18 protein-coding genes and 1 tRNA gene are annotated in these 24,497 nt (G+C 59.1%); 13 read left to right on the top strand and 6 right to left on the bottom strand.

Annotated elements, in window-relative coordinates; genetic code table 11:
• The first annotated feature begins 114 nt into the window (after positions 1-114).
• The 4 genes from serC (at position 115) to dcd (ending at position 3,377) form a co-directional block, all read left to right on the top strand.
• The gene (gene serC / locus Q1A59_RS01595; RefSeq protein ID WP_298400815.1) at positions 115-1,197 is read left to right on the top strand and encodes a 3-phosphoserine/phosphohydroxythreonine transaminase; all 1,083 of its coding nucleotides are present in this window, start codon (positions 115-117) and stop codon (positions 1,195-1,197) included.
• Entirely contained in the window at positions 1,190-1,585 is a 396-nt protein-coding gene (locus Q1A59_RS01600) for a VOC family protein (RefSeq protein ID WP_298400812.1), read from the top strand. Before serC ends, Q1A59_RS01600 begins: the two co-directional genes overlap by 8 nt.
• A 3-nt stretch (positions 1,586-1,588) precedes the next feature.
• A complete protein-coding gene (locus Q1A59_RS01605) occupies positions 1,589-2,692 on the top strand; it encodes a glycosyltransferase family 4 protein (protein WP_298400810.1) in 1,104 nt (367 codons plus the stop codon).
• A 124-nt stretch (positions 2,693-2,816) separates the two neighbouring features.
• Complete coding sequence (gene dcd, locus Q1A59_RS01610; protein ID WP_298400807.1) at positions 2,817-3,377, top strand: dCTP deaminase; 561 nt, start codon at positions 2,817-2,819, stop codon at positions 3,375-3,377.
• 48 nt (positions 3,378-3,425) lie between these two features.
• On the opposite strand, the gene Q1A59_RS01615 is transcribed toward dcd, so the two are convergent.
• The 3 genes from Q1A59_RS01615 to Q1A59_RS01625 form a co-directional block, all read right to left on the bottom strand.
• Complete coding sequence (locus Q1A59_RS01615; RefSeq protein WP_298490615.1) at positions 3,426-5,096, bottom strand: ribonuclease J; 1,671 nt, start codon at positions 5,094-5,096, stop codon at positions 3,426-3,428.
• Between the two features lie 157 nt (positions 5,097-5,253).
• Positions 5,254-5,844 (bottom strand): hypothetical protein, encoded by a 591-nt coding sequence (locus tag Q1A59_RS01620; protein WP_299643548.1) that lies wholly within the window; start codon positions 5,842-5,844, stop codon positions 5,254-5,256.
• A gap of 37 nt (positions 5,845-5,881) precedes the next feature.
• Positions 5,882-6,514, bottom strand: coding sequence for a uracil-DNA glycosylase (locus tag Q1A59_RS01625; protein WP_298400799.1), 633 nt, complete (start codon positions 6,512-6,514; stop codon positions 5,882-5,884).
• 123 nt (positions 6,515-6,637) lie between these two features.
• On the opposite strand from Q1A59_RS01625, the gene Q1A59_RS01630 reads away from it, so the two are divergent.
• The 6 genes from Q1A59_RS01630 to Q1A59_RS01655 all read left to right on the top strand — a co-directional run bounded on the left by Q1A59_RS01630 (position 6,638) and on the right by Q1A59_RS01655 (position 11,308).
• The gene (locus Q1A59_RS01630; RefSeq protein WP_298400795.1) at positions 6,638-7,744 is read left to right on the top strand and encodes a TRM11 family methyltransferase; all 1,107 of its coding nucleotides are present in this window, start codon (positions 6,638-6,640) and stop codon (positions 7,742-7,744) included.
• Between the two features lie 313 nt (positions 7,745-8,057).
• Complete coding sequence (locus Q1A59_RS01635) at positions 8,058-8,726, top strand: TIGR04283 family arsenosugar biosynthesis glycosyltransferase (RefSeq protein ID WP_299643551.1); 669 nt, start codon at positions 8,058-8,060, stop codon at positions 8,724-8,726.
• A gap of 91 nt (positions 8,727-8,817) precedes the next feature.
• A complete protein-coding gene (locus Q1A59_RS01640) occupies positions 8,818-9,726 on the top strand; it encodes a MoxR family ATPase (RefSeq protein WP_298400788.1) in 909 nt (302 codons plus the stop codon).
• Positions 9,723-10,106, top strand: a complete 384-nt coding sequence (locus Q1A59_RS01645; protein ID WP_298400785.1) for a hypothetical protein — start codon at positions 9,723-9,725, stop codon at positions 10,104-10,106. The genes Q1A59_RS01640 and Q1A59_RS01645 overlap by 4 nt, the downstream gene beginning before the upstream one ends.
• Complete coding sequence (locus tag Q1A59_RS01650; RefSeq protein ID WP_298400783.1) at positions 10,103-11,140, top strand: glycosyltransferase family 4 protein; 1,038 nt, start codon at positions 10,103-10,105, stop codon at positions 11,138-11,140. The genes Q1A59_RS01645 and Q1A59_RS01650 overlap by 4 nt, the downstream gene beginning before the upstream one ends.
• Positions 11,141-11,217: 77 nt before the next feature.
• Positions 11,218-11,308 (top strand) — tRNA-Ser (locus tag Q1A59_RS01655).
• 6 nt (positions 11,309-11,314) lie between these two features.
• Here the strand turns inward: Q1A59_RS01655 and Q1A59_RS01660 are convergent.
• Positions 11,315-11,929, bottom strand: coding sequence for a cold shock and DUF1294 domain-containing protein (locus tag Q1A59_RS01660; protein WP_298400779.1), 615 nt, complete (start codon positions 11,927-11,929; stop codon positions 11,315-11,317).
• A 764-nt stretch (positions 11,930-12,693) separates the two neighbouring features.
• Between Q1A59_RS01660 and carB the strand changes: the two genes are divergently transcribed.
• Positions 12,694-15,984 (top strand): carbamoyl-phosphate synthase large subunit, encoded by a 3,291-nt coding sequence (gene carB, locus Q1A59_RS01665; protein WP_298400776.1) that lies wholly within the window; start codon positions 12,694-12,696, stop codon positions 15,982-15,984.
• Between the two features lie 187 nt (positions 15,985-16,171).
• Here carB and Q1A59_RS01670 read toward each other — a convergent pair whose 3' ends face one another.
• Complete coding sequence (locus tag Q1A59_RS01670) at positions 16,172-17,980, bottom strand: ABC transporter ATP-binding protein (protein ID WP_298482678.1); 1,809 nt, start codon at positions 17,978-17,980, stop codon at positions 16,172-16,174.
• Positions 17,981-18,018: 38 nt separating this feature from the next.
• Entirely contained in the window at positions 18,019-19,821 is a 1,803-nt protein-coding gene (locus tag Q1A59_RS01675) for an ABC transporter ATP-binding protein (RefSeq protein ID WP_298400774.1), read from the bottom strand.
• A gap of 235 nt (positions 19,822-20,056) precedes the next feature.
• Here Q1A59_RS01675 and Q1A59_RS01680 point away from each other — a divergent pair, with 235 nt between their 5' ends.
• The gene (locus tag Q1A59_RS01680; protein ID WP_299643558.1) at positions 20,057-23,209 is read left to right on the top strand and encodes a clostripain-related cysteine peptidase; all 3,153 of its coding nucleotides are present in this window, start codon (positions 20,057-20,059) and stop codon (positions 23,207-23,209) included.
• A gap of 31 nt (positions 23,210-23,240) precedes the next feature.
• Positions 23,241-24,497, top strand: coding sequence for a sensor histidine kinase KdpD (locus Q1A59_RS01685; protein ID WP_298400770.1), 1,257 nt, complete (start codon positions 23,241-23,243; stop codon positions 24,495-24,497).

The following is a 24,497-nucleotide window of genomic DNA, read 5'->3' on the forward strand; positions in this document are numbered from 1 at the left end:
TCAGTGCGCTCAAGTGCCTACATCCAATCCATGCCTTTGCGCCGTTGCCTTCCCTGTTTTCGAGTATACTATGACTTACGACAAGCCTGCTCGCAAGGGTAAAGGGGGCGACCGATGATCCACAACTTCAATCCCGGCCCGGCGGCGTTGCCGCCCGAAGTGATTGCGCGCGCGCAAGCGGAATTGGCCGATTACCACGGCACAGGGATGTCGATTCTGGAAATGAGCCATCGTAGTAAAGAGTACGAGGCGATCAACGCCGCTGCTGAGGCCAATCTCAAGGCGCTGTTAGGGTTAAGCGATGATTACCGCGTCCTCTTCATGCAGGGCGGTGCATCAATGCAGTTTGCGCTGATCCCGCTTAACTTTTTGCCCGCCGGCAGTGTGGCCGAGTATATCATCACCGGTTCGTGGGGTGAGAAGGCTTATGAAGAGGCGCAACGGATCGGCAATACCCGCTTGCTGGCAAGCACGGCGGCTGAAGGTTATCGTCGCTTGCCCGAGCCGGAGGCATTAACGTCCGACCCGCAAGCGGCGTATCTCCATATCACCACCAACGAAACAATTCAGGGTGTGCAGTGGCCGGCTGAACTGCCCGATTTCGCGCCGGCGCCACTGGTCGCCGATATGAGCAGCGACTTCCTCTCGCGCCCCTTCCCTGCTCATCGCTTTGCCCTGATCTATGCCGGCGCACAGAAGAATCTCGGCCCTGCCGGAGTCACGGTCGTGGTGATCCGGCAAGACCTGATCGAGCGCGGGCGCAAGGATCTGCCGGTGATTATGCGCTACGCCACCTTTGCCAAGAACAACTCGCTCTACAACACGCCGCCGGTATTTGCGGTGTATATGGTTAATCTGGTGCTGGAATGGATCAAGGAGCAAGGTGGGTTGGCAGCAATGGCCGAGCGTAACGCGCGCAAGGCAGCAATGGTCTACGAGGCGATTGACACTAGCAATGGCTTCTACGTTGGTCACGCGGCGCCAGAGGCGCGCTCGCTGATGAATGTCACCTTCCGCTTGCCTTCTGCCGAACTCGAAAAGCAATTCTTGAGTGACGCGCAGGCCGCCGGGATGGTCGGCTTGGCCGGGCACCGCTCGGTCGGCGGTATCCGCGCTTCGCTCTATAACGCGGTCTCGCCCGAGTCGGCGGCGGCGTTGGCGAGCTTTATGCGGGAGTTTGCCGAGCGGTATGGATGAGCAACCTTACGCCGCCGCGATCACGTTTTTTCCGGTTGCCGATTTGCAAGCCAGCGCTGCCTGTTACGGCGCGGCGCTCGGCTTGCCGCTTGTGCTTGATCAAGGTGGCATTCATATCTATCGGGTGGCGCGCAGTGGCTACCTTGGCCTGTGCCAGCAAGCCGCGCCACCCATCGCCGACGATCGCCTAATTTTGACCGTCGTGACCGCCGATGTTGATGCGGTCTACCGGCGGCTGGTCGCTGCTGGCGTTGCGACCGACGGTCCGCCGCGTGAGAATCCGCGTTACCGCATTTACCACTTCTTTGCCCGCGATCCGGATGGCTACCGGCTGGAAGTGCAGCGGTTTCTGCATCCGTTCGATGACGATGGAGGCAAGAACCGCTAGCCTATGCGTGTCGTGATGCTTTCAAAGGCCGTGGTCGCCGGTGCTTACCAGCGCAAGCTGGAGGAGATCGCGCGGTTGGGGGTGGAATTGACGGTGCTCGCGCCGCCGGGATGGCGCGAGCCGCGGGTGGGAATGATCCCGCTTGAACGGTGCTTCACCGCTGGGTATACGCTCTTGACCCTCCCGATGGTTTTGAATGGCCATCATCACATTCACTTCTACCGCGGCCTGCGCCCGCTCATCCGGCACTTACGCCCACAGGTGTTCCATATCGATGAAGAGAGCTTCAATCTCGCCACCTTTCTGGCTATGCGGGAAGGGGTAGCAATAGGCGCGCGCTGTTGTTTCTACAACTGGGCCAATATTGACCGTCGCTACCCACCGCCGTTCAGTTGGTTCGAGCGTTACAACCTACGCCATGCCGCGCATGCCATTGCCGGCAATCAAGAAGCGGCGGCGATTATCCGCCGGCATGGCTATGATGGCCCGATCAGTGTTATTCCCCAGTTTGGCGTTGATCCTGATCTCTTTGCGCCAGCGGATGGGCTACGCCAGCACGATGCCTTTATCATCGGCTATGTAGGCCGGCTGGTGCCGGAAAAGGGGGTGACCGATCTGGTAGCGGCGTTAGCCGGCTTGCCGGCCAATGCGCGGTTACGGCTGATCGGCGACGGGATCGAGCGTCCGCGGCTGTTGCAACTGGCGGCAGAACTGGGTCTCAGCGCGCAAGTCGAGGTCTTACCGGCGGTGAGCAGCACGGCCGTGCCGGCAGCGATGCGCGAGCTGGATGTATTGGTCTTGCCGTCGCGTACCCAACCCAACTGGAAAGAGCAGTTCGGGCGGGTGCTGATCGAGGCGATGAGCTGTGGCGTGCCGGTGATCGGCTCGACTTGCGGTGAAATCCCGCAGGTGATCGGCGCAGCCGGTCTCGTCTTCCCGGAAGGCGATGTGACTGCGTTGCGCGCGGCGCTCAGCCGCTTGATCGACCAGCCTGAACTGCGCGCCGAACTTGCTCGGCGCGGCCGAGCGCGCGTGCTGGCCGAGTTTACGCAGGCAGCGATTGCCCGCCGCTATGTTGCGGTGTATCAGGCGATGCTGGAAACGTGAAAGGGGAAGGCGCAGCGATCCCCCCCTCGTGAAAAGTTGGCTCTTTGCGCGTTCAACCATAACGAAGCGACAAACGGTTGTCCATCTCGACGGCGCACTACCCAACCACAGGAGGAATACCACCATGCCGATCAAATCCGATCGCTGGATTCGGCGCATGGCGCTCGAACACGGCATGATCGAGCCATTCGTCGATCATCAGGTGCGGCAGGGCGTCATCTCGTATGGCTTGACCTCGTATGGCTACGACATGCGGGTCACTGACCACTTCAAGGTCTTTACCAACGTCTACAACGCGCTGGTCGATCCAAAGAACTTCGATCCGCGCTCGTTTGTTGACATTCGCGCCGAGTATGTCGATATTCCACCCAACTCGTTTGCGTTAGCCCAATCGTTGGAATATTTTCGCATCCCGCGCACGGTCAGTTGCATCGTGATCGGTAAATCATCCTATGCCCGCTGCGGGATCATCATCAACGTCACCCCGCTCGAACCAGAGTGGGAAGGGCATGTGACGATCGAAATCAGCAATACCACGCCGCTCCCGGCGCGCATCTACGCCAACGAGGGCATTGGGCAAGTCTTGTTTCTCGAGAGCGACGAGCCGTGCGAGGTGTCGTATGCCGATAAAAAGGGGAAATATCAAGGCCAAACCGGGATCGTCTTGCCGCGGATCGATCCGTAAGCGGCACAGCGTAGGGGTACAGCGTCGCTGTACCCCTACGCTGTGCTCCTACACTTCCATCACCATCGGCAACACCATCGGCCGCCGGCGCGTCTCGCGGTAGAGGAATTCGCTCACCACATCGCGGATCTTGCGGTTGATATACGCCGCATCAACCGAACCGGCACCGTTCTTGTTCGCCAGCGCGGCGCGCACCGTCTCCTTCGTCGCTTCGATCAAATCTTGGCTCTGGCGCATATAGACAAAACCGCGCGAGACCACATCTGGCCCGGCGACCAATTCGCCGGTGGCGCTGTCAATGCTCACCACCACGATCAGCATGCCGTCTTTGGCCAGCAGTTGGCGGTCACGCACTACCACATTGCCGACATCGCCGACCGTTGTGCCATCAACGTAGATGTAACCGACCGGCGCCTTGCCGGTGATTTTGCCATAGCCGGGAGAGAACTCCATAATCGAGCCGCCTTCGGCCAACAGCACCCGCTCGCCATCGGGGACTATCCCAATATTGGTCGCCAGTTTGCGGTAGAGCATCAGATGCCGGTAGTCGCCGTGGAACGGCACAATAAAGCTGGGGCGCAGCAGGGCCAACACCAGCTTCAGCTCCTCTTGCGCAGCGTGGCCCGACACATGGACGCGGGCTTCGGGACCGTAGATCACATCGGCCCCGAGCTTGAACAGATTGTTAATCACCTTATTAACGCTGACCTCGTTGCCGGGGATGGGGGTAGCCGAGAACACAACCGTATCGCCGGGTTTAATCTTGACGTGCGGATAGTCGCGGTTGGCCATCCGGTTCAGCGCGGCCATTGGCTCGCCTTGGCTGCCGGTGCAGACGATGGCGATTTGGTCATCGGGGTAAGCCGACATCTCGTGCGGGCGGATGATGGTGCCCTCATCGGCGCGCAAATAACCCAGCTCGAACGCAATCCGCGCATTGGTCTCCATACTGCGTCCAGCCAGCATCACCTTACGCCCATAGGCTTCCGCCGAGTCGATCACCTGCTGCACGCGACTGATATTCGAGGCAAACGTGGCGACGATGATCCGTCCGGGAGCGGTAGCAAAGATATTGTCGAACGCCTCGCCGACTGTGGCTTCGCTCGGGGTATAGCCCTTTGACTCAACCCGCACGCAATCGGTCACCAGCACCAGCGGCTTGCGGTTGCCTAGCTCAGCGATCTTCTCAAGATCGGTCGGGCGGCCATCAACCGGCGTATGATCCAGCTTCCAGTCGGTCAGGTAGATCAACAGACCGGCGGGAGTCGTAATCGCGAAGCCAACGGTATCAGGAATCGAGTGGGCAATATGAAATGCTTCCACCGTGAAGCTGCCCACTTGAAACGGCTCGCGCTCGGTAATTTGAACGGTCGTTACCTTATCTTGCAGCCGGTGCTCTTTAAGCCGGTTGCTGAGCAAGCCAAGCGTGAGCTTCGTGCCGTACACTGGCGGGAAATCGAGTTCGGCGATCAAATGTGGCACAGCGCCGATATGGTCTTCGTGACCATGGGTAATAAGAATCCCTCTAATATGATTCGTCTTCTCGCGCAAATAGGTAATGTCAGGCAAGACGAGATCAACGCCGAGCATATCGGCATCGGGAAACATGACACCGCAGTCGAGGATGACGATATCGTCGCCATACTCAACCACCCACATGTTCCGGCCGACCTCCCCGGCGCCACCGAGTGGAATCACACGGAGACGTTGTTTGGCCATAGGTTTCTTTAGGGCCGGTGTACCAGCGACCCTTGCTCCTTTCTGATACGCTATATTCAACGTTTGCTGAAGGGCGCATCTGCGGTTGCGCCCAAACGAACGATATAATGACAGGGTTTGGCACAACCCTGTTCAGACCACACCCACATGCGCCGTATCATGCCGTCGGCGCATGGTCAACTGCTAACACCTTGGCCCGTGTTTGTGTGCGGGCCATTCCTTGTTCGATCTGCGCGACCAATTCGTCACGGTGCTCGATATCTGGGCCGATAACCAACTGTTGCCGGCCATGGGCCTGCCGGTGGAGCCAGCGCAAGAGCGGGTTAGCAATCGTTTCCGCCGGATCGCACCGACAATAGACGACAACCGCTTCATCAGTAACCGCGGGTGAGGGTCGTAACGCAAGCATTTCTTTCCACGGGCACCACAACCGTACACCCATAGCTTCGTAGGTTAGACCTTCGTCAGCGGGCGTGAACGCAGCGTCCCATTCCGCAATCAGGTTCCAGATCAGCAGTGGTGTGGCGACAATGAGCACCAACAACAACAGCGCCGGCGCCGCTTGTTCGATCGCGGGCGGTTGGGCGAACACTCGTTGCAGATCGGCCCAGAACGCTGCCGGATGAAGGCTGAGGCGCAGCGTGCTGGCAAAACTCCACAGAGCGAAGACCCAGAGGAGCATCGCAACTGTAATCATCAATAGATTGTTGCGCCGGCCAGCCGGCGAGAGGCGATAGGATCGTGACATTGATTTGGTCACACCACCGGCAATGGGCGGCCAATGGTCAGAAGAGACGGAGCTGCTCGGGCGGCTCATCGGCTGGCGGCGTTGCTGGGGCAGCCGCGCTCCGTTGGCGTTCGGCATCGGCCAAGATGACGGGCAGGCGGCGAAAATCTTCTTCCAGCAATGGCCGGTTTTGGGGCTGGTGCAAAGCGGCGGCGGGATGGATCATCGGCACAATTAATCGTCCATTGACATAACGAGGTTGGCCGTGGATGCGCGAAATCCGCTCGCCGGGCAGAAACAGGCCCATCGAAAAGCGACCCAGCGTCACAATCACTGCCGGATCAATGGCCGCAATCTGACGCATCAAAAAGAGTTTGGTACAAGTCTCAATTTCGTCCGGCTCAGGATCGCGGTTTTGCGGTGGCCGGCACTTGACGACATTTGCGATATAGACTTCATCGCGACGCAACCCGGCCAGTGCGAGCAGGTCAGTCAAGAATTGGCCGGACGGCCCGACAAAGGGCCGGCCCTGCCGGTCTTCGTGGTAACCGGGGCCTTCGCCGATCAACATCACCCGCGCGTTGGCCGGCCCCTCGCCGGGCACGGCGCGGGTGCGCCCGCGATGAAGGTTACAGGCAGTGCAGTGTTGCACCTCTTGGGCAATCGTAAACAAGATATCACTGGCTGTCACACGCCCATCCTTGCATGTTTCAGCTTTACCTTCTTTATTATAGCATACCAATGGCAATGACATTCGCTCTATCTTATGCTACACTAACCATAACAATGACTGATTCCAGCAGGAATGCTTCCGATGACCGGACGTTCACCTTCGGCCCAGTTGCCGCCAGATGCCGAGTCGCCCCAGTGGCAGCTCAACCGTGAGCTGCTGACAGTAGCGCTCGATGTGCTGCTGGCAGCGCCGGCCCTTGCCGAGCTGCGTGGTGGAGTTGCCGAACTGCGCCGGCGTTTGGCCGATCTCAGTGATCCGTTGCATCATGCTGGCGAGTGTGCGGTTTGCTTCACGCCAGCGGTGTTGCATAGCGAACTCGATCAGATCGCTGCGGCCCGCACGCTCGAACGCGCCCGCTATTATGTGGCCCGCTTGCGCCGCGCGCTCGAGGCGCAACGGTTTGCGCCAGCCAGTGATATCGATCTGCACCGCTGGAAAGAGTATGACGACATCTTGACCGATAGCCTCTGGTTGATCGAGCGGCGCGACAATTCGGGGGTGCATCGGGCTGATTACTGGGGCAATTTCGTGCCCCAAATTCCCCGCCAGTTCATCCGCCGCTATACTCGCCCCGGCGAGTGGGTACTTGACCCATTTGCCGGTTCGGGTACGACGCTGATTGAGGCCCGCCGCCTCGGTCGCCACGTAATCGGTGTTGAACTGCAAGCGCCGATGGTAGAGCGCGTCCAACAGCTACTAGCTGCGGAACCGCCGGCGCACCCGACGGTTGCAGCTATCGAGCAGGGCGACAGTCTGTTAATGGATTTTCCAGCGTTGCTAGGCCGATACGGTGCAGCTAGCGTGCAGTTGGTGTTGCTCCATCCGCCTTACCACGACATTATTCGCTTTAGCGACGATCCACGCGATCTGTCAAATGCGCCGAGTATTGACGAATTTCTTACCCGCCTTACCCTAGTTGCCGAACGGGTGGCGGCGGTGCTCGACCGGGGCCGCTACTTGGTGTTGGTGATTGGCGACACCTACCGCCACGGTGAATGGTGTCCGCTCGGCTTTCAAGCGATGGAAGCGATCCGGGCCTGTGGGTTTAGCCTCAAGAGCATTATCGTCAAAAACTTTACCGGCACCCTCGGTAAGCGCGGCAGCGCCGATCTTTGGCGCTACCGGGCTTTGGCTGGCGGCTTTTACGTCTTCAAGCACGAATATATCTTTTTGTTGCGCCGGCGGTAATGGGGCAAGGTTAGAGGTTGTTTTGCCACTCTTCCCCCTTGAGGTTTAAGGGGTGAGGGGCTAAACGCAAAGGCGTAGAGGACGCAAAGGTGCGCAAAGGGTTGGTGATGGGAATTATCCCCGGCACCTTGGAGCGGTTATCAGCCTGCGCAGCGGGCTTCATCCCAGTAGGCTGACCCTTTAGGGGTGAGAAACATAGCCACGACAACACACAACCGGCGCAACATGGTTTTGTGCCTTTTGTGTTTCTTTGGAGCTATTACGACGAGGCCCCTTGAGATTGGGCTAACAGCGATCCAAGGAGAAAGACCCTATGCCAACCTTCAGCGTCATCATTCCTGCGCTCAACGAAGCCGATCACATCACAGCGTGCGTGCAAGCTGTGCGCCGACTTGATCCCGCAATCGAGGTAATTGTGGCCGATGGCGGTAGCCACGATGACACGCCGGCACTGGCCCGTGCTGCCGGTGCGCGGCTGGTGCTGGCGCCGCGCGGTCGCGGCCCCCAACTCAACGCTGGCGCGGCCATCGCCAGCGGTGACATCTTTGTCTTTTTGCACGCCGATACGCGCTTACCGGTCAATGCCTTCCCGCTCCTGCGCGGCATGTTCGCCGATCCGCAGGTGCAAGTCGCCAAATTTCGCCTCTCGTTCGATGATCCCGACTGGCTGTTGGCGTTGGCTGCCCGCTTGATGTGGTTCGACTCGCTGCTCACTAGCTACGGCGATCAGTGTATGGTGATGCGGCGCGATCTCTTTCGTGTACTCGGTGGCTTTCCTGATTGGCCGCTCTTCGAAGACGTTGAACTCTTCCGTCGTGCCCGCGCTCGTACTCGCGTCCATGTTGTGCCGGCACAGGTTGTAACCTCGGCCCGCCGCTTTCGCGCTAACGGTATTCTCCGTCAACTGTTGCACGATGTTTGGTTATGGTTGCAATACCTGAGTGGCGTTTCGCCCTACGAGATTGCGCGCCAGTATCGGTGAGGCGAAAGAGTTGCGCTCGTTGTGCAAATACACAGTATCCCGAGTCGGTGTACAATTGAGAAAGAAATCTAACCCTGCGGAGCGCGCTGTTATGACGTATGCTTCTTTTGCCTCGATCGACGAATTGCAAGCGGCCCTTGCCGAACATGCATACATTGCCGATCGTGCCTTGACCACTGCTATCTTTTTGGCCCTCAAACTCAACAAGCCTCTGTTGCTTGAGGGTGAGGCCGGCGTTGGTAAGACTGAAATCGCCAAGACGCTCGCGCGCGTGCAGGGCCGCGAGTTGATTCGGCTGCAATGCTATGAAGGGCTTGATGTGAACACCACCATTTACGAGTGGAACTACGCCCGCCAAATGTTGCAGATCCGCCTGCTCGAAGCCCAAGGTACCGCCCAGCATGCCGCCGCTCAGCAGAGCATCTTTGGCCCGGAGTTTTTGATCAAGCGCCCGCTACTACAGGCGATCGAGGCTCGTGGCGACCGGCCACCGATCTTGCTGATTGATGAACTCGACCGCGCTGACGAGGAGTTTGAAGCCTTCCTGCTTGAGCTGCTCTCGGACTGGCAGATTTCGATCCCGGAGATCGGCACTATCCGCGCCGAGACGCCGCCAACCGTGATCATTACCTCGAACCGCACCCGCGAAGTGCATGATGCGCTTAAGCGACGCTGTCTCTTTTACTGGGTTGATTATCCGACTCTTGATAAAGAGATACAGATCGTCAAGGCCCGCGTGCCCGGCGCAAGCGAGCGGCTAGCCCGGCAAGTGGTGCTGGTTGTGCAAGAGTTGCGCCGGATGGATCTCTATAAGCTGCCCGGTGTGGCTGAGACGCTCGATTGGGTGACGGCGCTGGTCGCGCTCGATCAAACCGAGTTGACGCCGCAGGCAGTCGAGGATACACTAGGCGCGATTTTGAAGTATCAAGACGACATCGCGCAGGTGCGCGGGCAGCGGTTGAACGAGTTGTTGAAACGGGCAAGTGTGAGTGTGTCATGAGCAGCGAGATTGATGTTGCGGCGACGTTGGCGGCGTTGCGAGCCGAGGTGCGCGCTCAACGAGCGGCATTGCCGGCGGCTGAGCCAACCCCTGCCGAGCGTGAGTTGCAGCGGGTGGTGGAAGAACTCGAATATACTCGCGTGGTCAGTGCGCACTGGCCGCTTGAAGGGCGTAATCCGCTTGAGCAAGTGATGGCCTTTGTCAACAAGGTGGTGCGCCGCTACTTGCGCTGGTACATTAACCCGATCGTTGAGCAGCAGAACGCTTTCAACGACACTGCCGCCCGTGCTATTCGCCTACTGGCCGCTGAGAATGCTGCTTTGCGCGCCGAATTGGCTGCGTTGCGCGCTCAATTGCAACAGTCCTCACCATCATCATGAGCCGTATCTTGATCTGTGCTACGCAGGTGCCCTTTACGCGGGGTGGCGCTGAGTATCTGGTCGAGAGTCTGCGCGACGAGTTGCAGCGCCGTGGTCACACCGTTGATGTGGTGGCGTTGCCCTTTCAATGGCATCCAGTGGAACGGATTATCGACAGCGCGCTGGCGTGGCGGCTGCTTGACATTAGCCACGTCAACGGCGAAGCGGTTGACCTCGTGATTGCAACCAAATTCCCGTCATACCTTATTCGCCATCCGCGCAAGGTGCTCTGGTTGGTGCATCAGCATCGGCAAGCCTACGACTGGTACGGTACCTCGCTCAGTGATTTCGACGGCTCACCCGCCCATCGTGCAGTGCGCGAACAGATCTTTCGCATCGACGGGCGCGCGCTCAGCGAATGCCAAGCCCGCTATACCATCTCGCGCAACGTCAGTCGCCGGCTCGAACGCTTCAACGGCCTCAGCAGCACGCCGCTCTACCCGCCGAGCCGCTACGCCGGGCAGTTGTGGGCCGGGCCTTACCACGACTACATCCTCTCGCCGGCCCGCCTCGACCGCGCCAAGCGGATCGATTTGCTGCTGGCGGCGCTAGCCCGTACCACCACACCGGTGCGCGTTATCATCGCCGGCACCGGCCCCGACCGCGACCGCCTCCAACGTCTCGCTGCCGACCTTGGTCTCGGTGAACGAGTCAGTTTTCGTGGGTTTGTAGCTGATAACGAATTGATCGACCTATACGCCCATGCCCGCGCCGTCTACTACGCACCGATCGATGAAGACTACGGCTTTGCCACGGTGGAAGCGTTCGGCGCTAGCCGGCCGGTGATTACGACCGATGACGCTGGCGGCGTGCTCGAATTTGTTCGTCACGGCGAGAACGGCCTCGTCTCGCCGCCCGACCCGGCGGCGATTGCCGTACATCTCGACCGGCTGACTGCCGATCCGGTTGAAGCGGCCCGCTTGGGGTGCGCGGGCCGCCCGCTGGTTGACGCGATTACGTGGGAAAGGGTTGTGACGGCTTTGGTCGGTAAATAGTCGTTTATCACCTGCTATGCCGTAGCGAACACACTCTTGCACCACCCGTCACCTTATGGTAATATCGCAAACGGTGCGGGCAGGTCGCATAGTTGGTCTAGTGCGCGGCACTGGAAATGCCGTACAGCGTCAACGCTGTCGTGGGTTCGAATCCCACCCTGCCCGCCACCGCTATTACCAAGTCGCCAGACCGATGCGCACCACGATGTACCCGATCAACCCCAGTAGGTGCAGCCACACAATCCACCAGAACACGCTCGCATACGATCCTTTGCTGACTTTGTGGCGCACCAGCTCTTGCCCGATCAACGCCCCCGGCCACCCACCGAGCAACTCCCACCAGTGCAGTGTCTTTTCGCGGATCCGCCGCACGCCGTGCTGCGCACGCTGTTTGTCTTCGATATAGAGCATCAGTGTCACTACACTGGCCGCCAGATACCAGCCGATAATCCATACCGATAGCCCTACCGTGATCGTTGCTAGTCCGAGCAGGGCAATGAACGCCGCACATACCAGCAGCGCCAGTATGGTATCGCCCGGATTGACCCGCGGCGGCGCGATGCGTGGTGCCGGCGACTGCGACTCGACGTTGATCGCTTGCAGACGCCCCTGTGCATCTTGGCCAACCTCGAATCTGACCAGTTCACCAATCTGCGGCAGCCAATCGCGGTGATAGCATTGGTTGATGTGAAAGAAGATGTCATTGGGGTGGTTCGGCGTTTGAATGAAGCCGTACTTTTCCTGCGCTTTCCACGTGACAATACGGCCAATATAGCGTTGGTTGTTCATGGTAATAATGATAAGTGAAATGATGAAACCTTTACGAAAAAGAATACCACGCCAAACATCTTCGGTCAAATAGGAGTGATGTTATGGCATAGGGCGTGTACAGTTGTTGTTGCGAGGGCGCGTGGGGGCAGTGCGTCGCGCTGCCCGCGCGCCTGCAGCCATCTCCCGCTTCAGCAGAAAACGCCCCCGCAGCGGGTAACTCTCGTGCTCGGCGGGCATCGCTTCGCCGTCTCTGGCGGCTCGCAATGACAAGCGGAGAATGGGGGGCGTGTGCGGTTGTTATGGCGAGGGGGTGAGTTAACCCCGCAGAGCAGTGGCACAGCCCCCACCCCAGCCCTCCCCCGCTGGGGGAGGGAGTTAACCCCCCTCGTCCAGCGGGTTTAGGGGCGAACAGAATACATGAGCAAAAATACGGTTGATAGTCTTGGAATGCGCCGTTTCACCCTCACCCCCAGCCTCGCTCCCACTGGCGCGGGAGTGGGGCGATCATTCCTTCCACCTCAACACGTGACTGTGCCGGTAACACAGCCGCTTCCCCCCTCCCGCCGTGAGGTAGGAGCAGGGGGCCGGGGTGAGAGCCAACCCGCACTGCGGGCTTCGTAACCACAGCCCGGCCCTTTGGGCCGGGTTGCCCTGTTCCCCAGCAGTTTGTTCTTTCTCCACCAGACCGGCATCGTGAAACCTTCATCAATCGTATTGTATAATCAAGCAGCGCCGTGCGGGGCGCGCTGGTTTGCTCCGCGCCAAAGGAGTCTGAGACAAAGATGCCGAAGCGCACCGATCTCCATACTATTCTCATTATCGGCTCTGGCCCAATTGTGATCGGCCAAGCCTGCGAATTCGACTATTCCGGCACTCAAGCGTGTAAGGCGTTGCGCGAAGAGGGCTACCGGGTGGTACTCGTCAATTCCAACCCGGCCACCATCATGACCGATCCCAGCCTCGCCGACGCTACCTACATCGAACCGTTGACCGTCCCTAGTCTCGAACGCATCATTGCCCGTGAGCGGCCCGACGCGATTTTGCCCACCGTCGGCGGTCAAACCGCGCTCAATTTGGCGGTAGCCCTGCACGAGGCCGGTATCCTCGCTACGTATGGCGTCGAGCTGATTGGCGCATCGGTCGAAGCGGTGCGTATCGCCGAAGATCGCCAACGCTTTAAGGATAAAATGATCGAAATTGGCTTGCAGGTGCCACGTTCTGGTACCGCGACCACGCTCGATGAGGCGCTGGCAGTGGTGGCGCAGACCGGTTTCCCGGCCATTATTCGACCTTCGTTCACTCTCGGCGGCGAAGGCGGCGGCATTGCCTACAACATGGAAGAGTTCCGCGCCATTGTTGAACGTGGTCTCGATGCTTCACCGGTATCGCAAGTGTTGATCGAAGAGAGTGTGCTGGGCTGGAAGGAGTTTGAGCTAGAGGTGATGCGCGACCGCAACGATAACGGCGTTATCATCTGCTCGATCGAGAATATTGACCCGATGGGCGTGCATACCGGCGATAGCATTACGGTTGCCCCGGCGATGACCCTCACCGACCGCGAGTACGAGCGGATGCGCGATATGGGGTTGGCAGTGTTGCGCGCCGTCGGTGTTGAAACCGGTGGTTCCAATGTTCAGTTTGCCGTTTCGCCCACCGATGGCCGCATCTACGTGATCGAGATGAACCCCCGTGTCTCACGTTCGTCAGCGTTGGCCTCGAAAGCAACTGGCTTTCCGATTGCCAAGATTGCAGCGAAGTTGGCCGTCGGCTATACCCTCGATGAGTTGCCGAACGACATCACGCGCGAGACGCCGGCCTCGTTCGAGCCGACCCTCGACTATGTGGTGGTGAAGATTCCGCGCTTCACCTTCGAGAAGTTTCCCCAAGCCGATCAGACGCTCACCACGTCGATGAAGTCGGTCGGTGAGGTGATGGCGATCGGGCGTACCTTCCCCGAAGCCTTTCAGAAGGCGTGGCGCTCGCTCGAGCAGGGGCGAGCTGGGTGGGGTGCCGATGGCCGCGATGCGATTGAGCCGGAACGGTTGCGCGAGCGGTTGATTACGCCCCATCCTGATCGCATGTTTTACATTCGCTATGCTTTGCAAAGCGGGATGTCGGTCGAGCAGATTAGTGCGCTGACCAAGATCGATCCGTGGTTCATCCGTCAGCTCGAGCAGCTCGTCAATCTTGAAGGCCGCCTGCGCGCCTTTGATCTCAACACCATCCCGCCCGATCTGCTGCGCCAAGCCAAGCGTATGGGGTTCAGCGATGCGCAGCTTGCCCACTTGCTGCGCGTGCCTCCCGGCCCGCAGCGCTGGTCGGCAGAATTGGCGGTGCGTCAGCGCCGTCTGGCGCTCGGCATTCGCCCGACCTTTCACCGCGTTGATACCTGTGCTGCCGAGTTCCCCGCCTACACGCCTTATCTTTATTCGTCATACGAAAGCGAAGATGAGGCGGAGCCGTCCGATCGCAAGAAGGTGGTGATCCTTGGTTCTGGCCCCAACCGGATCGGGCAGGGCATCGAGTTTGACTATTGCTGTAGCCACGCCGTCTTTGGGCTGCGTGCTCTTGGTTACGAGACCATTATGGTCAACTGCAACCCAGAGACGGTCTCGACCGACTACGATACCGCTGACCGGCTCTATTTCGAGCCGCTGACCCTCGAAGATGTGTTGAACGTGGTTGACGAAGAGCGGCCCGATGGCGTGATCATTCAGTTTGGCGGGCAGACGCCACTCAAATTGGCGCGGGCGCTCGAAGCAATCGGGGTACCAATCTGGGGCACGGCCCCCGAAGCGATCGATCTGGCCGAGGATCGTGACCGGTTTGGCGCGTTGTTGAAGGAGTTGCATATTCCCGCCCCCGAACATGGCAGCGCCACCTCGTGGGAAGAGGCGCTCGCCGTAGCCCGCCGGATCGGTTATCCAGTTGTAGTTCGGCCCAGCTACGTGCTGGGTGGGCGGGCGATGGCGATTGTTTACGACGACGCTGCCCTCGAACGCTATATGCGTGAGGCGGTCGCCGCTTCGCCGGAGCATCCGGTGTTAATTGACCGCTTCCTCGAAGATGCGTTTGAGATGGATGTCGACGCGATCTGCGATGGCGAGACGGTTGTGATTGCCGGGATTATGGAGCAAATTGAGTTGGCCGGCGTTCATTCCGGCGATAGCGCCTGCGTGATCCCAACTTACATGGTGGCCGAAGAGCACGTCGAAACTATGCGCCGGTATACCGAGCAATTGGCCCGCGCGCTGGGGGTGGTCGGCCTGATGAATATCCAGTACGCGATGAAAGACGGTGTTGTCTACGTGCTCGAAGTCAACCCGCGCGCCTCGCGTACCGTGCCCTTTGTCGCCAAGGCGACCGGTGTACCGTGGGCGCAATTGGCGGTGCAATGCGCCGCCGGCGCGCGGCTGCGGCACGAGCATGGTCGCATTGAGATCATGCATCCGGCCATGGTTAATCTGCCCCGCTACCGGTTGGATGTGACGAGCGAGCAGCGCTACCACGTCAAAGAAGTTGTGCTGCCGTGGTCGCGCTTCAGTGGCGTTGACACGCTGCTCGGCCCAGAGATGAAGTCCACCGGCGAGGGGATGGGCAGCGGCGCGACGTTTGGTGAGGCGTTTGCCAAGGCGCAGATGGCGTGCAATAGTCACCTACCCACCAGCGGCAATGCCTTCCTCAGCGTCAACGACCGCGACAAGGCCAATCTGTTGCCAATTGCCCGTGATTTAGCAGCCCTCGGCTTCAAACTGCTGGCCACCAGCGGCACGGCTGCCTTTCTTCAACAGCACGGTCTTGAGGTGAAGCCAATCTACAAGGTGAACGAGGGCCGACCCAATGCGGTTGACTATATCAAGAATGGTGAGATTGCCCTTATCGTGAACACACCGCTCGGCAAGGCCAGCTTCTTTGACGAGGGGGCCATCCGCCGGGCCGCGATTGTGTATGGTGTGCCGACCTTGACCACGCTGTCGGGAGCAGCAGCGGCGGTGCAAGCGATCCAAGCTATGCGCGCTGGCCAATGGACGTTGCTATCGCTGCAAGAACGGTCAGCGTTGGAAAAGGTGTAACGTCCCCAGTAGAGCTAGACGGCGTCCGGCTCTACGCAAAGGCGCCCAAGACTGCAAAGCGGCGCAGAGGGGTTTGGTGATATAAACTGTCCTCTGCGTCCTACGCGCCTTTGCGTTTACAATCTTTGCGTTCTCTGCGTCTGGGCGTTAACCCCTTTGCGCCTTTGCTTCCATCGCGCCTTTGCGTTTACCGCTGACCCGCCGCCTCGATGTATTCAAGGCTCTGGTGGCGGAAGTAGGTGTTATACAGCTCAGCATAGTGCCCGCCAGCAGCCAGCAACTGGTCGTGCGTTCCCTGTTCGAGAATCTCGCCGCGGCGTAGCACGATGATCCGGTCAACTTCGCGCACCGTGCTCAAGCGGTGGGCGATGATGATCGCGGTTCGATCCCGCATCGCCTCATCCAAACCCTCTTGAATCAAGGCTTCGGTGAGCGGATCAATGCTAGCGGTGGCTTCATCCAAAATGAGAATCGCCGGGTCTTGCAATAACACTCGCGCCAATGCCACCAGTTGCCGCTGGCCCATGCTCAGGCTGCTGCCGCGCTCGCCGACCGGCGTATCGAGACCCGCTGGCAGGGTTGCTAGCCAATCGCCGTGCCCCACCCGTTGCGCCGCCGCCAGCACCTCATCGTCGCTCGCGTCTGGTTTCCCGTAGCGAATATTCTCGCGCACTGTGCCATCGAATAGAAATGGCGTCTGCGTCACCATACCCAATTGGCTGCGATAGGCGGCCAGATCAAGCCGGCGAATGTCGTAGCCGTCGATCTTGATCTGCCCGCCTTGAAACTCGTAGAAGCGGGCGATTAGCTTGGCAATGCTGCTCTTGCCGGAACCAGTATGACCAACCAGCGCCACTCGCTCTCCCGGTTGAATATGCAGATTGAACTGGCGTAAGACCGGTTCGCCCGGTTTGTACGCAAAATCAACCCGATCGAAGATAATCTCGCCGCACAACCGGCCCGGATCGAGCCGGTCGCTCTGCGTCACCCGCGGTTCGGCGTCGATCAGCGCGAACACCCGCTCGCCGGCGGCTAACCCGAGTTGGAACTGGCTCCAGAATGAGGCGATGCTGGTCAGCGGGAACCAAAAGCTCTGCAGGCCTTGGATGAAGAGAAACCACGTGCCGGTGGTGAGTTCGCCGGCATAGACCTTCTGCCCACCGAGGTAGACGAGCAGCGCGGTGCCGGCGGCAGCTAGCAGATTGAGCAGCGGAAAGATGCTGCTAAAGGTATAACGGGTGTACAAGTTGACTCGCCGGCTCTTTTGGTTGACATCGAGAAAGTCGGCGTACACCGCCTGCTCTTGGCGGAAGGTCTTGGCGACCCCGATCCCGCTCACCGTTTCTTGAATGTGATTACTGACTTCGGCATTCACCCGCCGCGAGGCGGTAATGACCTTACGCGCAATAGTACGAAACGCTAATGCGGCACCAATGATGAGTGGCGCCAACCCGAGCAGCACCAGCGTCAGCGACCAACTGACGGTTGTCAGATAACCGACCAGCACTACCACCAGCAGCAACCGGCTGAGCAGATCCATGGTCAGCGTCATCACCTGCGCAAAAGCTGCTGTGTCGGAATTCACACGACTGACGATTTTGCCCGACGGAAACTCGTCGTAGAAGCTGAGGTCGCGGGCCAGCACGGCATCGGCAGCATCGCGACGCAGCGCCAGCACCACGTCGCCGATGGCCCGCACCGACATTGTTTGCCGGATCAGGTTAAACACCCACGACAAACAAGCGATCAGGGCCAGCGCACCGGCCAGCACTGCCGCCTGATTGAGCGAGGTTGCGGTCTGAATCTCGTCAATGCTGTACGAGATAAAGATCGGGATGAGCGCCTCGATCAGCGCAGTGGCGCTAATCATCAACGCGGCGGTGATGATCTTGGCGGCTTGCGGGCGAAAATAGCGCAGAATCCGCCGCACGAGTTCGCCATCGCTGTATGTGCGATCGTAGCCTTCAGCATCGAGGCCATCAAACAGAAAACCCATGACCGTCCTTTCTACTCATCAGCGCCATCATCACGCCGTCAACTTGCCGCTGGCGCCGGGCGCGCCGCCGGATGCTCATAGCGAGCAAAGATCCGCCGGTAGTGCGGCGAGGTGCGCAGCAGCTCCTCGTGGGTACCGGCGGCGACCAATCTGCCGCCATCGAGCACCAGTATCTGATCGGCCCAGCGGATCTGCGCCAGCCGGTGGGTGATCAACAACACCGTGCGCCCTTGCTGCGCATGCCGGATCGCACGCTGAATCTCATCTTCGGTCGCACTATCGATCGCGCTGGTGCTATCGTCGAGAATAAGAATGCGCGGGTTGGCGAGAAACGCGCGGGCCAGTGCGATCCGCTGCCGTTGCCCGCCCGACAGGGTCACGCCGCGTTCGCCGATCACCGTCTGGTAGCCATTGGGCATGCGGCTAATAAACTCGTGGGCTTGGGCGGCGCGCGCCGCTGCCTCGATCTGCTCTTGGGTCGCGCCGGGCGCGCCAAAGGCGATATTTTCGCCGATCGTGCGTGAGAAGAGGAAGATATCTTGCTCAATCTTGCCGATCTGCGAGCGCAGGGCATCGAGATTCCACTCCCGCACATCTACCCCATCAATCAACACCCGCCCGCTGGTTGCGTCGTATGTACGGTTGACGAGTTGGGTCAGCGCGCTCTTGCCGCTGCCCGTCTGCCCGACAATCGCCACCGTCTGCCCGGCGGCAATACGGAACGAGATGTCGCGTAGCACCTGATGCGGCTCTTCGCCGGGGTGAGCGGCAAAGCTAAAGCTCACCTTCTCGAACTCGATCTCGCCGCGCATTGGCGCGCGATAGCCGTTCGGATTCTCGTCAAGATCAGTGGTGGCGTTGATGACCGAAAGAATGCGACGTGCGCCGGCCAACCCGGCCTGAAAGACCGAGAAGGCGAAGAGCGAGATGAAGGTTGGGAAGCGCAAGACATTCATCAGCCCGATCACCGCCACTACTTGCCCCAACCCGATTTCACCAGCGCTGTAGAGCCACAGGGCATGGAAAAACTCCGCGCCTAGCGCAATCCCAAACAGCAAGAGCGGCAGATAGCGCGCCTCAATGTCACCTTGCTGCACAAACAGATCGCGGAAGCGTTGGGCGTTGCGCAGATACTTCGAGCGCTCGAGTGCCTCGCGAGCACTGGCCTTCACTACCTCGATCCCGCTGATCGTCTCTTCCAACCCAGCATTCATTACCCCATACTGCTCGCGCTGGCGCTGGATCACCGGCATCAACCGGCGCAGATACCAGCGCGCGGTGATAATATAGCCCGCCACGAAGAGCAATGGCACGATGATCAGGCGTGGTTCGGTGAAGAAGATGAAGGTCAGCGGCACCACGATCCCCAACACCGTTTCAGAGATCAAAGTAGCGCCGGGCACCATCATATTCGCTACGAAATTGGTATCATCGGTGGCGCGCGCCATGAGGTCGCCTGCGCGCTGGCGATCGTGAAACGCCTTGCTCTTGGCCAGCAAGCTCTCGTAAAACTCTTGCCGCACATCAGCTTCGACCCGCGCTGCGACATTCTCAGCCGACAAACTGCCAATCAACGCCGTTACGCTATCCGTCACCATTACGGCCAGCACCGCCAGTGCCAACCCGGTCAAGGCGGCGTAATCGGGCGGGCCGCTCAGCACGTCGGCAACGCGCCCAATTAACGCTTGCGCCCCTGAATAAGCCGCCCATGCGGTGATGAAACAGAGGTAAAATCCCAACACAAACGGCCAGTAACGCGCCACGTGCGAGAGCAGCCAACGCGCTACGCTGCGCCGGTCGTAAACGTAGGCCGAAGCAACCGTAAATTCACTACGCTGCACGATTAGTGGCTCCTCTCATGTCATCGCAACGTGGCCGCCAGTCGCAATCGTATTGGCACTGCGCCGCCGTGCGTATTGTGGCGAACATAGAACATTATTGCGAGTATATCCTACTTTCCCACCCTACGAGATCAGCCGTAAGGTGTAACCTTTTGCCTATGTTCAACGTAGAGATCGCGTGCTACAATGCGGTTGTGCTTGCGTTCTGCTGTGCGTCATCACGAGGAATCTTGTTATGTCTGCACGTGTGGTAGCGGTGAGTGGCCCGCTGGCCGGTCGGATGTTTCAATTGGGCGAAACATCGCTCACGTTTGGACGTTCGCCTGATAACGCGGTTGTGATCGCTAGCCAGCGCGCTTCTCGCCGGCATGCCGAGATTAGGCGTGAAGGCGGGGCGTATGTGCTGGTCGATCTGGGCAGCTCGAATGGTACGTTGCTCAACGGCCAGCTAGTGCAGCGGCAACTCTTGCGCACCGGCGATACGTTTGCAATCGGTGATGAGGTATTTCGGTTTGAAGAACTAGCTGGAGCTGTGCTCGAACCGACTTTGCCCGTTGGTTCATCACCACCGTCCGTTTCGCCACCCGCCGCTCCCGGATGGTCGGGGCAGCCCCAGCCGCCACCCGCCGCTCCCGGATGGTCGGGGCAGCCCCAGCCGCCGCCTGCCGCTCCCGGATGGTCGAGGCAGCCCCAGCCGCCACCCGCCGCTCCCGGATGGTCGAGGCAGCCCCAGCCGCCGCCTGCCGCTCCCGGATGGTCGGAGCAGCCCCAGCCGCCGCCGCCTGCCGCTGGCGGTTTTCAATTGCCGCCTGTCCCCTCTTCCGCGCTGCCGCCGGCAACCCAACCCCGTCGCTTCCCAATCTGGCTTATACTCGTTGGTGTGTTTACCTGCATCGTTCTCGCGGTTGCCGTTGCTGGCGGTGTGATCTTCTTTAACCGCGGCGGCGGTAATGGTGGCGGCAACAATAACTCTAGCGGCGGCGGGTTCAATACATCTCCTATCGCGCAGCCAACCACGCCGACCCGTGTGCCGCCGCCTAATGCGGCGGAGTGGACGGTGCTGGTCTATCTCGATGGCGATAACAATCTTGAGTCTGATGCGATTGATGACTTTGAAGAAATGGCGCGGGTTGGCTCAACCGATCAGGTGCATATTGTGGTGCAAATGGATCGGATTCGTTCGCCAGAAGTGTGGGATGACCGTCGCTACGGCAACTGGGATAGCACGCTGAGGTTTCGGGTCGAAGCCGGAATGGAACCAACCCGCGAGAATGCACTGACCGATCTCGGCGAGCGCAATATGGGTGATCCGGCTACCCTGAGTGACTTCTTGATCTGGGGAATTGAGAACTACCCAGCCAAACGTTACGCCATCATTCTCTGGGATCATGGCGCGTCGTGGCTAGGCATCGCCAGCGATGATACCGATGGGGATGTGTTGAATCTGCCCGAGATCAGCTCTGCCTTTGAGACGGCAATCGCGCGCACCCGTATCGGTGGCTTTGAGATGATCGGCTTTGATGCTTGCCTCATGGCCCAGTTTGACGTGCTGCACACGGTTGCTCCGTATGGCCGGGTGGCAGTCGCTTCCGCCGAACTCGAACCTAACAGCGGTTGGGCTTGGGATGCGTGGCTTGAGCAGGTGGTTGCTAAACCCGAACAAGATGGCTACGCGATTGGGCCGGTCATTGTGCAAACCTATATGGATTCGTTTCGCGGCCAAAGCGCTGATGAAGTGACACTCTCGGCCTTTGATCTCACCCGCATGAATGAGCTGGTGAGCGGGCTCGATGCTTTAGCGCAAGAATTGCAACGGGGGGTGCAACAAAGCTATACTGCTATCGGCCAAGCCCGTTCATTTACCAATGTGTATGCGCCATCGTATGCCGAAGAGTTTAATGCGATCGATCTGCCGCACTTTCTGAACTTGCTCCCCCAACAAGGTGCAACTGGCGCTGTACGTGAGCGGGCCGCGCAACTGCTGCGCGCAATTGAATCGGCCCGGCTAGCTAATGGCGTCGGGTCGTATCACCGCGAGAGCGGCGGACTCTCGATCTACTTCCCACAGTTGGCTAATCTGTATGCTGAGGCATACGAACGCGCTTCACCGACGCCGCGCGCCACGGCGTGGGAAGAGTTTCTGACCACGTACTATCAGGCAAGCAGTACGGTTGTGCAACGGCCAACGATTCGTGATTTAGCCATTAATCGCGATGTGGTGAGTGTCAATGCGCCCGCTAGTCTCACCGGCACCTTGGCCGGCAGTGATATTGCTTATGTGTTCCAATTTATCGGCATTCCCAACGATCGGCGCGATACGGTCGATCTGATTTTGGTTGATTTCATCTACCCGCCGGGCGCTGCGCCGGGCAGCCAAGTGCCCAATTGGAGCGATGGCGAATTTAGCTTGCGCCTGAATTGGGACGCCACCAATTGGTACTTAAGCAACGGGAATGATTCGATTGAGGTCTTACTAGGACCCATTAAATATGGCTTTGAGTTTTACGGCGTTGAAGGCATCTATACATCAACCGCCACCGGTGAGCAAATCAACGCTGGGCTCGTCTTTGCAATACAGGGCAATGAAGCGCAATTGCTCCGGGTTTGGGGTTTTCCCCGCACCGCTGGCAAGCAAGAACCGCAACCGTTTGAGTTGTTCCCCCGCGCTGGTGATACCTTTACCGCTTACTATCGCTCGTACACTGATACTGGGAGTGGACTGGAAGCTAATCGGTTTGAGGGCCAAACGATTACATTTGGTGATGCGCCGCTCAAGGCGGTGCGTGGCCCGACTCTAAGCGGCGATTATGTGATGGGTTTTCTGGTGCGCGATATTGCCGGCAATTATCACTACAGCTATGTGGATGTGGCGGTAGACAATACCAATGTGCCAACCACGCCGGGTGGTGGTGTGGCGCCGCCTGCCGGTGCAGCCCAAACCGGTTACCAACGCTACGAAGGCGCGCTTAGTTTCGCTATTGATTATCCGCAAAATTGGCGCGCATTTGATACTGGCAACGACCGGATCATCTTCTCGAATCGCGCGGTTGATGATGGTGTGTATGTGGTGGTTGACGTCTACAAGTTTGTTGACGACGATCCAACCGTTGCGACCCGCACCTTGATGGCAGAGCTAAAGACTGTCGTGAACCAGCAAGGCGAGCTGCGCGTTGATGTCACCGATTTCCAGATAGCAGGCCTGAATGGTTTGAAGCTTGAGTATACTTATCCTCTCGATCAAGGCGGTAACAGTTATGTCGTCGCAGTTATCGTCACGAGTCCGAATACGTTGTGGACCTATCTGATCATGTTTGAAGCGCCGGAAAGCGGCTTTGATAGCCAGCTTGAACTCTTCAATGCCATGCTCAGCAGCCTCGTGATCGGGTAGCGAATGCTACGCAGCGGGGAAGGAACGAACCGTGGGAGGGTGCAATCAACGTGAAGTGGGTGAGCGAGCAGTAGCCCAGCTCATCCCAGACATTGTTCAGCTCAAATCGTGTCTGCGGATGGGAGTAGCGGGCGGATATACACCAGCGGCGCTTATCCAACTAGCCCAGACGTTGAGTTATGCAACGCTCGCTGAGGGTGGATCGGTACTCGTCGCTGGGTCAGCTGGTGGTCATTGGGCCGATCTGGCCTTGCAGGACGTGGCGTTGCCGATTCAGCGTAGTAATATCGTGCTCCAAGGTGCGGGAGTGGCGCTGGTTGGGGTGGGGCTGCGTTATGGCTATGCGTTGGTCGCTATTCCGATGGAGTCGTTGGAACGTGAAGCTGATCTGCAATTGCATGATGCCCATTGGAGCTGCGCGCCTGACGATTTGTTGGCCCTGAGCGAGCTGCTCGAACACTCTATCCCGATGCTGCAACGCGCCGCTTTGCAGCGTTTGCAGCCGCCGCCTAGCCATTTGCTCTTGCAGATCGCGCATCAGGCGCTCGATTTTGCCGCTCGCCAACACGTGACGTTGGCGCTAGCCAATCGCGCGCTCACCGAACGGCTGCGCAATCACGAAGATCAGACCCAGATGGTTGTTCATGATATGCGCGCGCCGCTGCATACGCTGCTGATCAGTCTCAAAGCCTTACAGCGACAGGGGTTTGATGCCAACGCGCGTGATGAATTGCTCGAAGTAGCGCGGGAGAGCGCCAATTATCTGCTGAGCTTGACCGAAACGGTGCTCGATTCGGCCCGGCTCGAGACGAGCAGTTGGTCGTTGCAGTTGCAGCCGGCTAACCTCGTTGCGCTGATCAAGGCCGTGTGTGAGCCGTTTCGTCACTTGGCCCATCCCGATCAGCCGTATGTGCGGGTGGAATTGCCGGTTGAGCTGCCGGCAGTGATGTTGGATCCGCACTTAATCGAACGGGTGATCGCGAATCTGGTCTCGAATGCGGTGAAGTTTACACCGTCAAGGGGTGAAGTGGTGGTGTCCGCTCGTCTGACCAACGATGGCCATAGCGTAGAGCTGCGGGTGAGCGATACCGGTCCGGGTATTCCGCGCGAGGCGCAAGAGCGGATCTTCGATCGCTTCTATCAGGCACGTGAGAATGATCGGGGCCGTGGGACCGGCTTGGGTCTCTACTTCTGCCGGTTGGCGGTTGCAGCCCACGGCGGTAACATTATGCTTGAGAGTGAAGTGGGTTGTGGCAGCACGTTCATTGTGCAGTTACCGGTTGGGTAA

Source organism: uncultured Chloroflexus sp., assembly GCF_937951745.1.
Lineage (GTDB): Bacteria > Chloroflexota > Chloroflexia > Chloroflexales > Chloroflexaceae > Chloroflexus.

Coding starts and splice junctions, on each gene's coding strand:
- Q1A59_RS01650 (WP_298400783.1), top strand. CDS start 10,103: ATGAGCCGTATCTTGATCTGTGCTACGCAGGTGCCCTTTACGCGGGGT.
- Q1A59_RS01640 (WP_298400788.1), top strand. CDS start 8,818: ATGACGTATGCTTCTTTTGCCTCGATCGACGAATTGCAAGCGGCCCTT.
- Q1A59_RS01660 (WP_298400779.1), bottom strand. CDS start 11,929: ATGAACAACCAACGCTATATTGGCCGTATTGTCACGTGGAAAGCGCAG.
- carB (WP_298400776.1), top strand. CDS start 12,694: ATGCCGAAGCGCACCGATCTCCATACTATTCTCATTATCGGCTCTGGC.
- serC (WP_298400815.1), top strand. CDS start 115: ATGATCCACAACTTCAATCCCGGCCCGGCGGCGTTGCCGCCCGAAGTG.
- Q1A59_RS01620 (WP_299643548.1), bottom strand. CDS start 5,844: ATGTCACGATCCTATCGCCTCTCGCCGGCTGGCCGGCGCAACAATCTA.
- Q1A59_RS01605 (WP_298400810.1), top strand. CDS start 1,589: ATGCGTGTCGTGATGCTTTCAAAGGCCGTGGTCGCCGGTGCTTACCAG.
- Q1A59_RS01670 (WP_298482678.1), bottom strand. CDS start 17,980: ATGGGTTTTCTGTTTGATGGCCTCGATGCTGAAGGCTACGATCGCACA.
- dcd (WP_298400807.1), top strand. CDS start 2,817: ATGCCGATCAAATCCGATCGCTGGATTCGGCGCATGGCGCTCGAACAC.
- Q1A59_RS01680 (WP_299643558.1), top strand. CDS start 20,057: ATGTCTGCACGTGTGGTAGCGGTGAGTGGCCCGCTGGCCGGTCGGATG.
- Q1A59_RS01635 (WP_299643551.1), top strand. CDS start 8,058: ATGCCAACCTTCAGCGTCATCATTCCTGCGCTCAACGAAGCCGATCAC.
- Q1A59_RS01630 (WP_298400795.1), top strand. CDS start 6,638: ATGACCGGACGTTCACCTTCGGCCCAGTTGCCGCCAGATGCCGAGTCG.
- Q1A59_RS01645 (WP_298400785.1), top strand. CDS start 9,723: ATGAGCAGCGAGATTGATGTTGCGGCGACGTTGGCGGCGTTGCGAGCC.
- Q1A59_RS01600 (WP_298400812.1), top strand. CDS start 1,190: ATGGATGAGCAACCTTACGCCGCCGCGATCACGTTTTTTCCGGTTGCC.
- Q1A59_RS01615 (WP_298490615.1), bottom strand. CDS start 5,096: ATGGCCAAACAACGTCTCCGTGTGATTCCACTCGGTGGCGCCGGGGAG.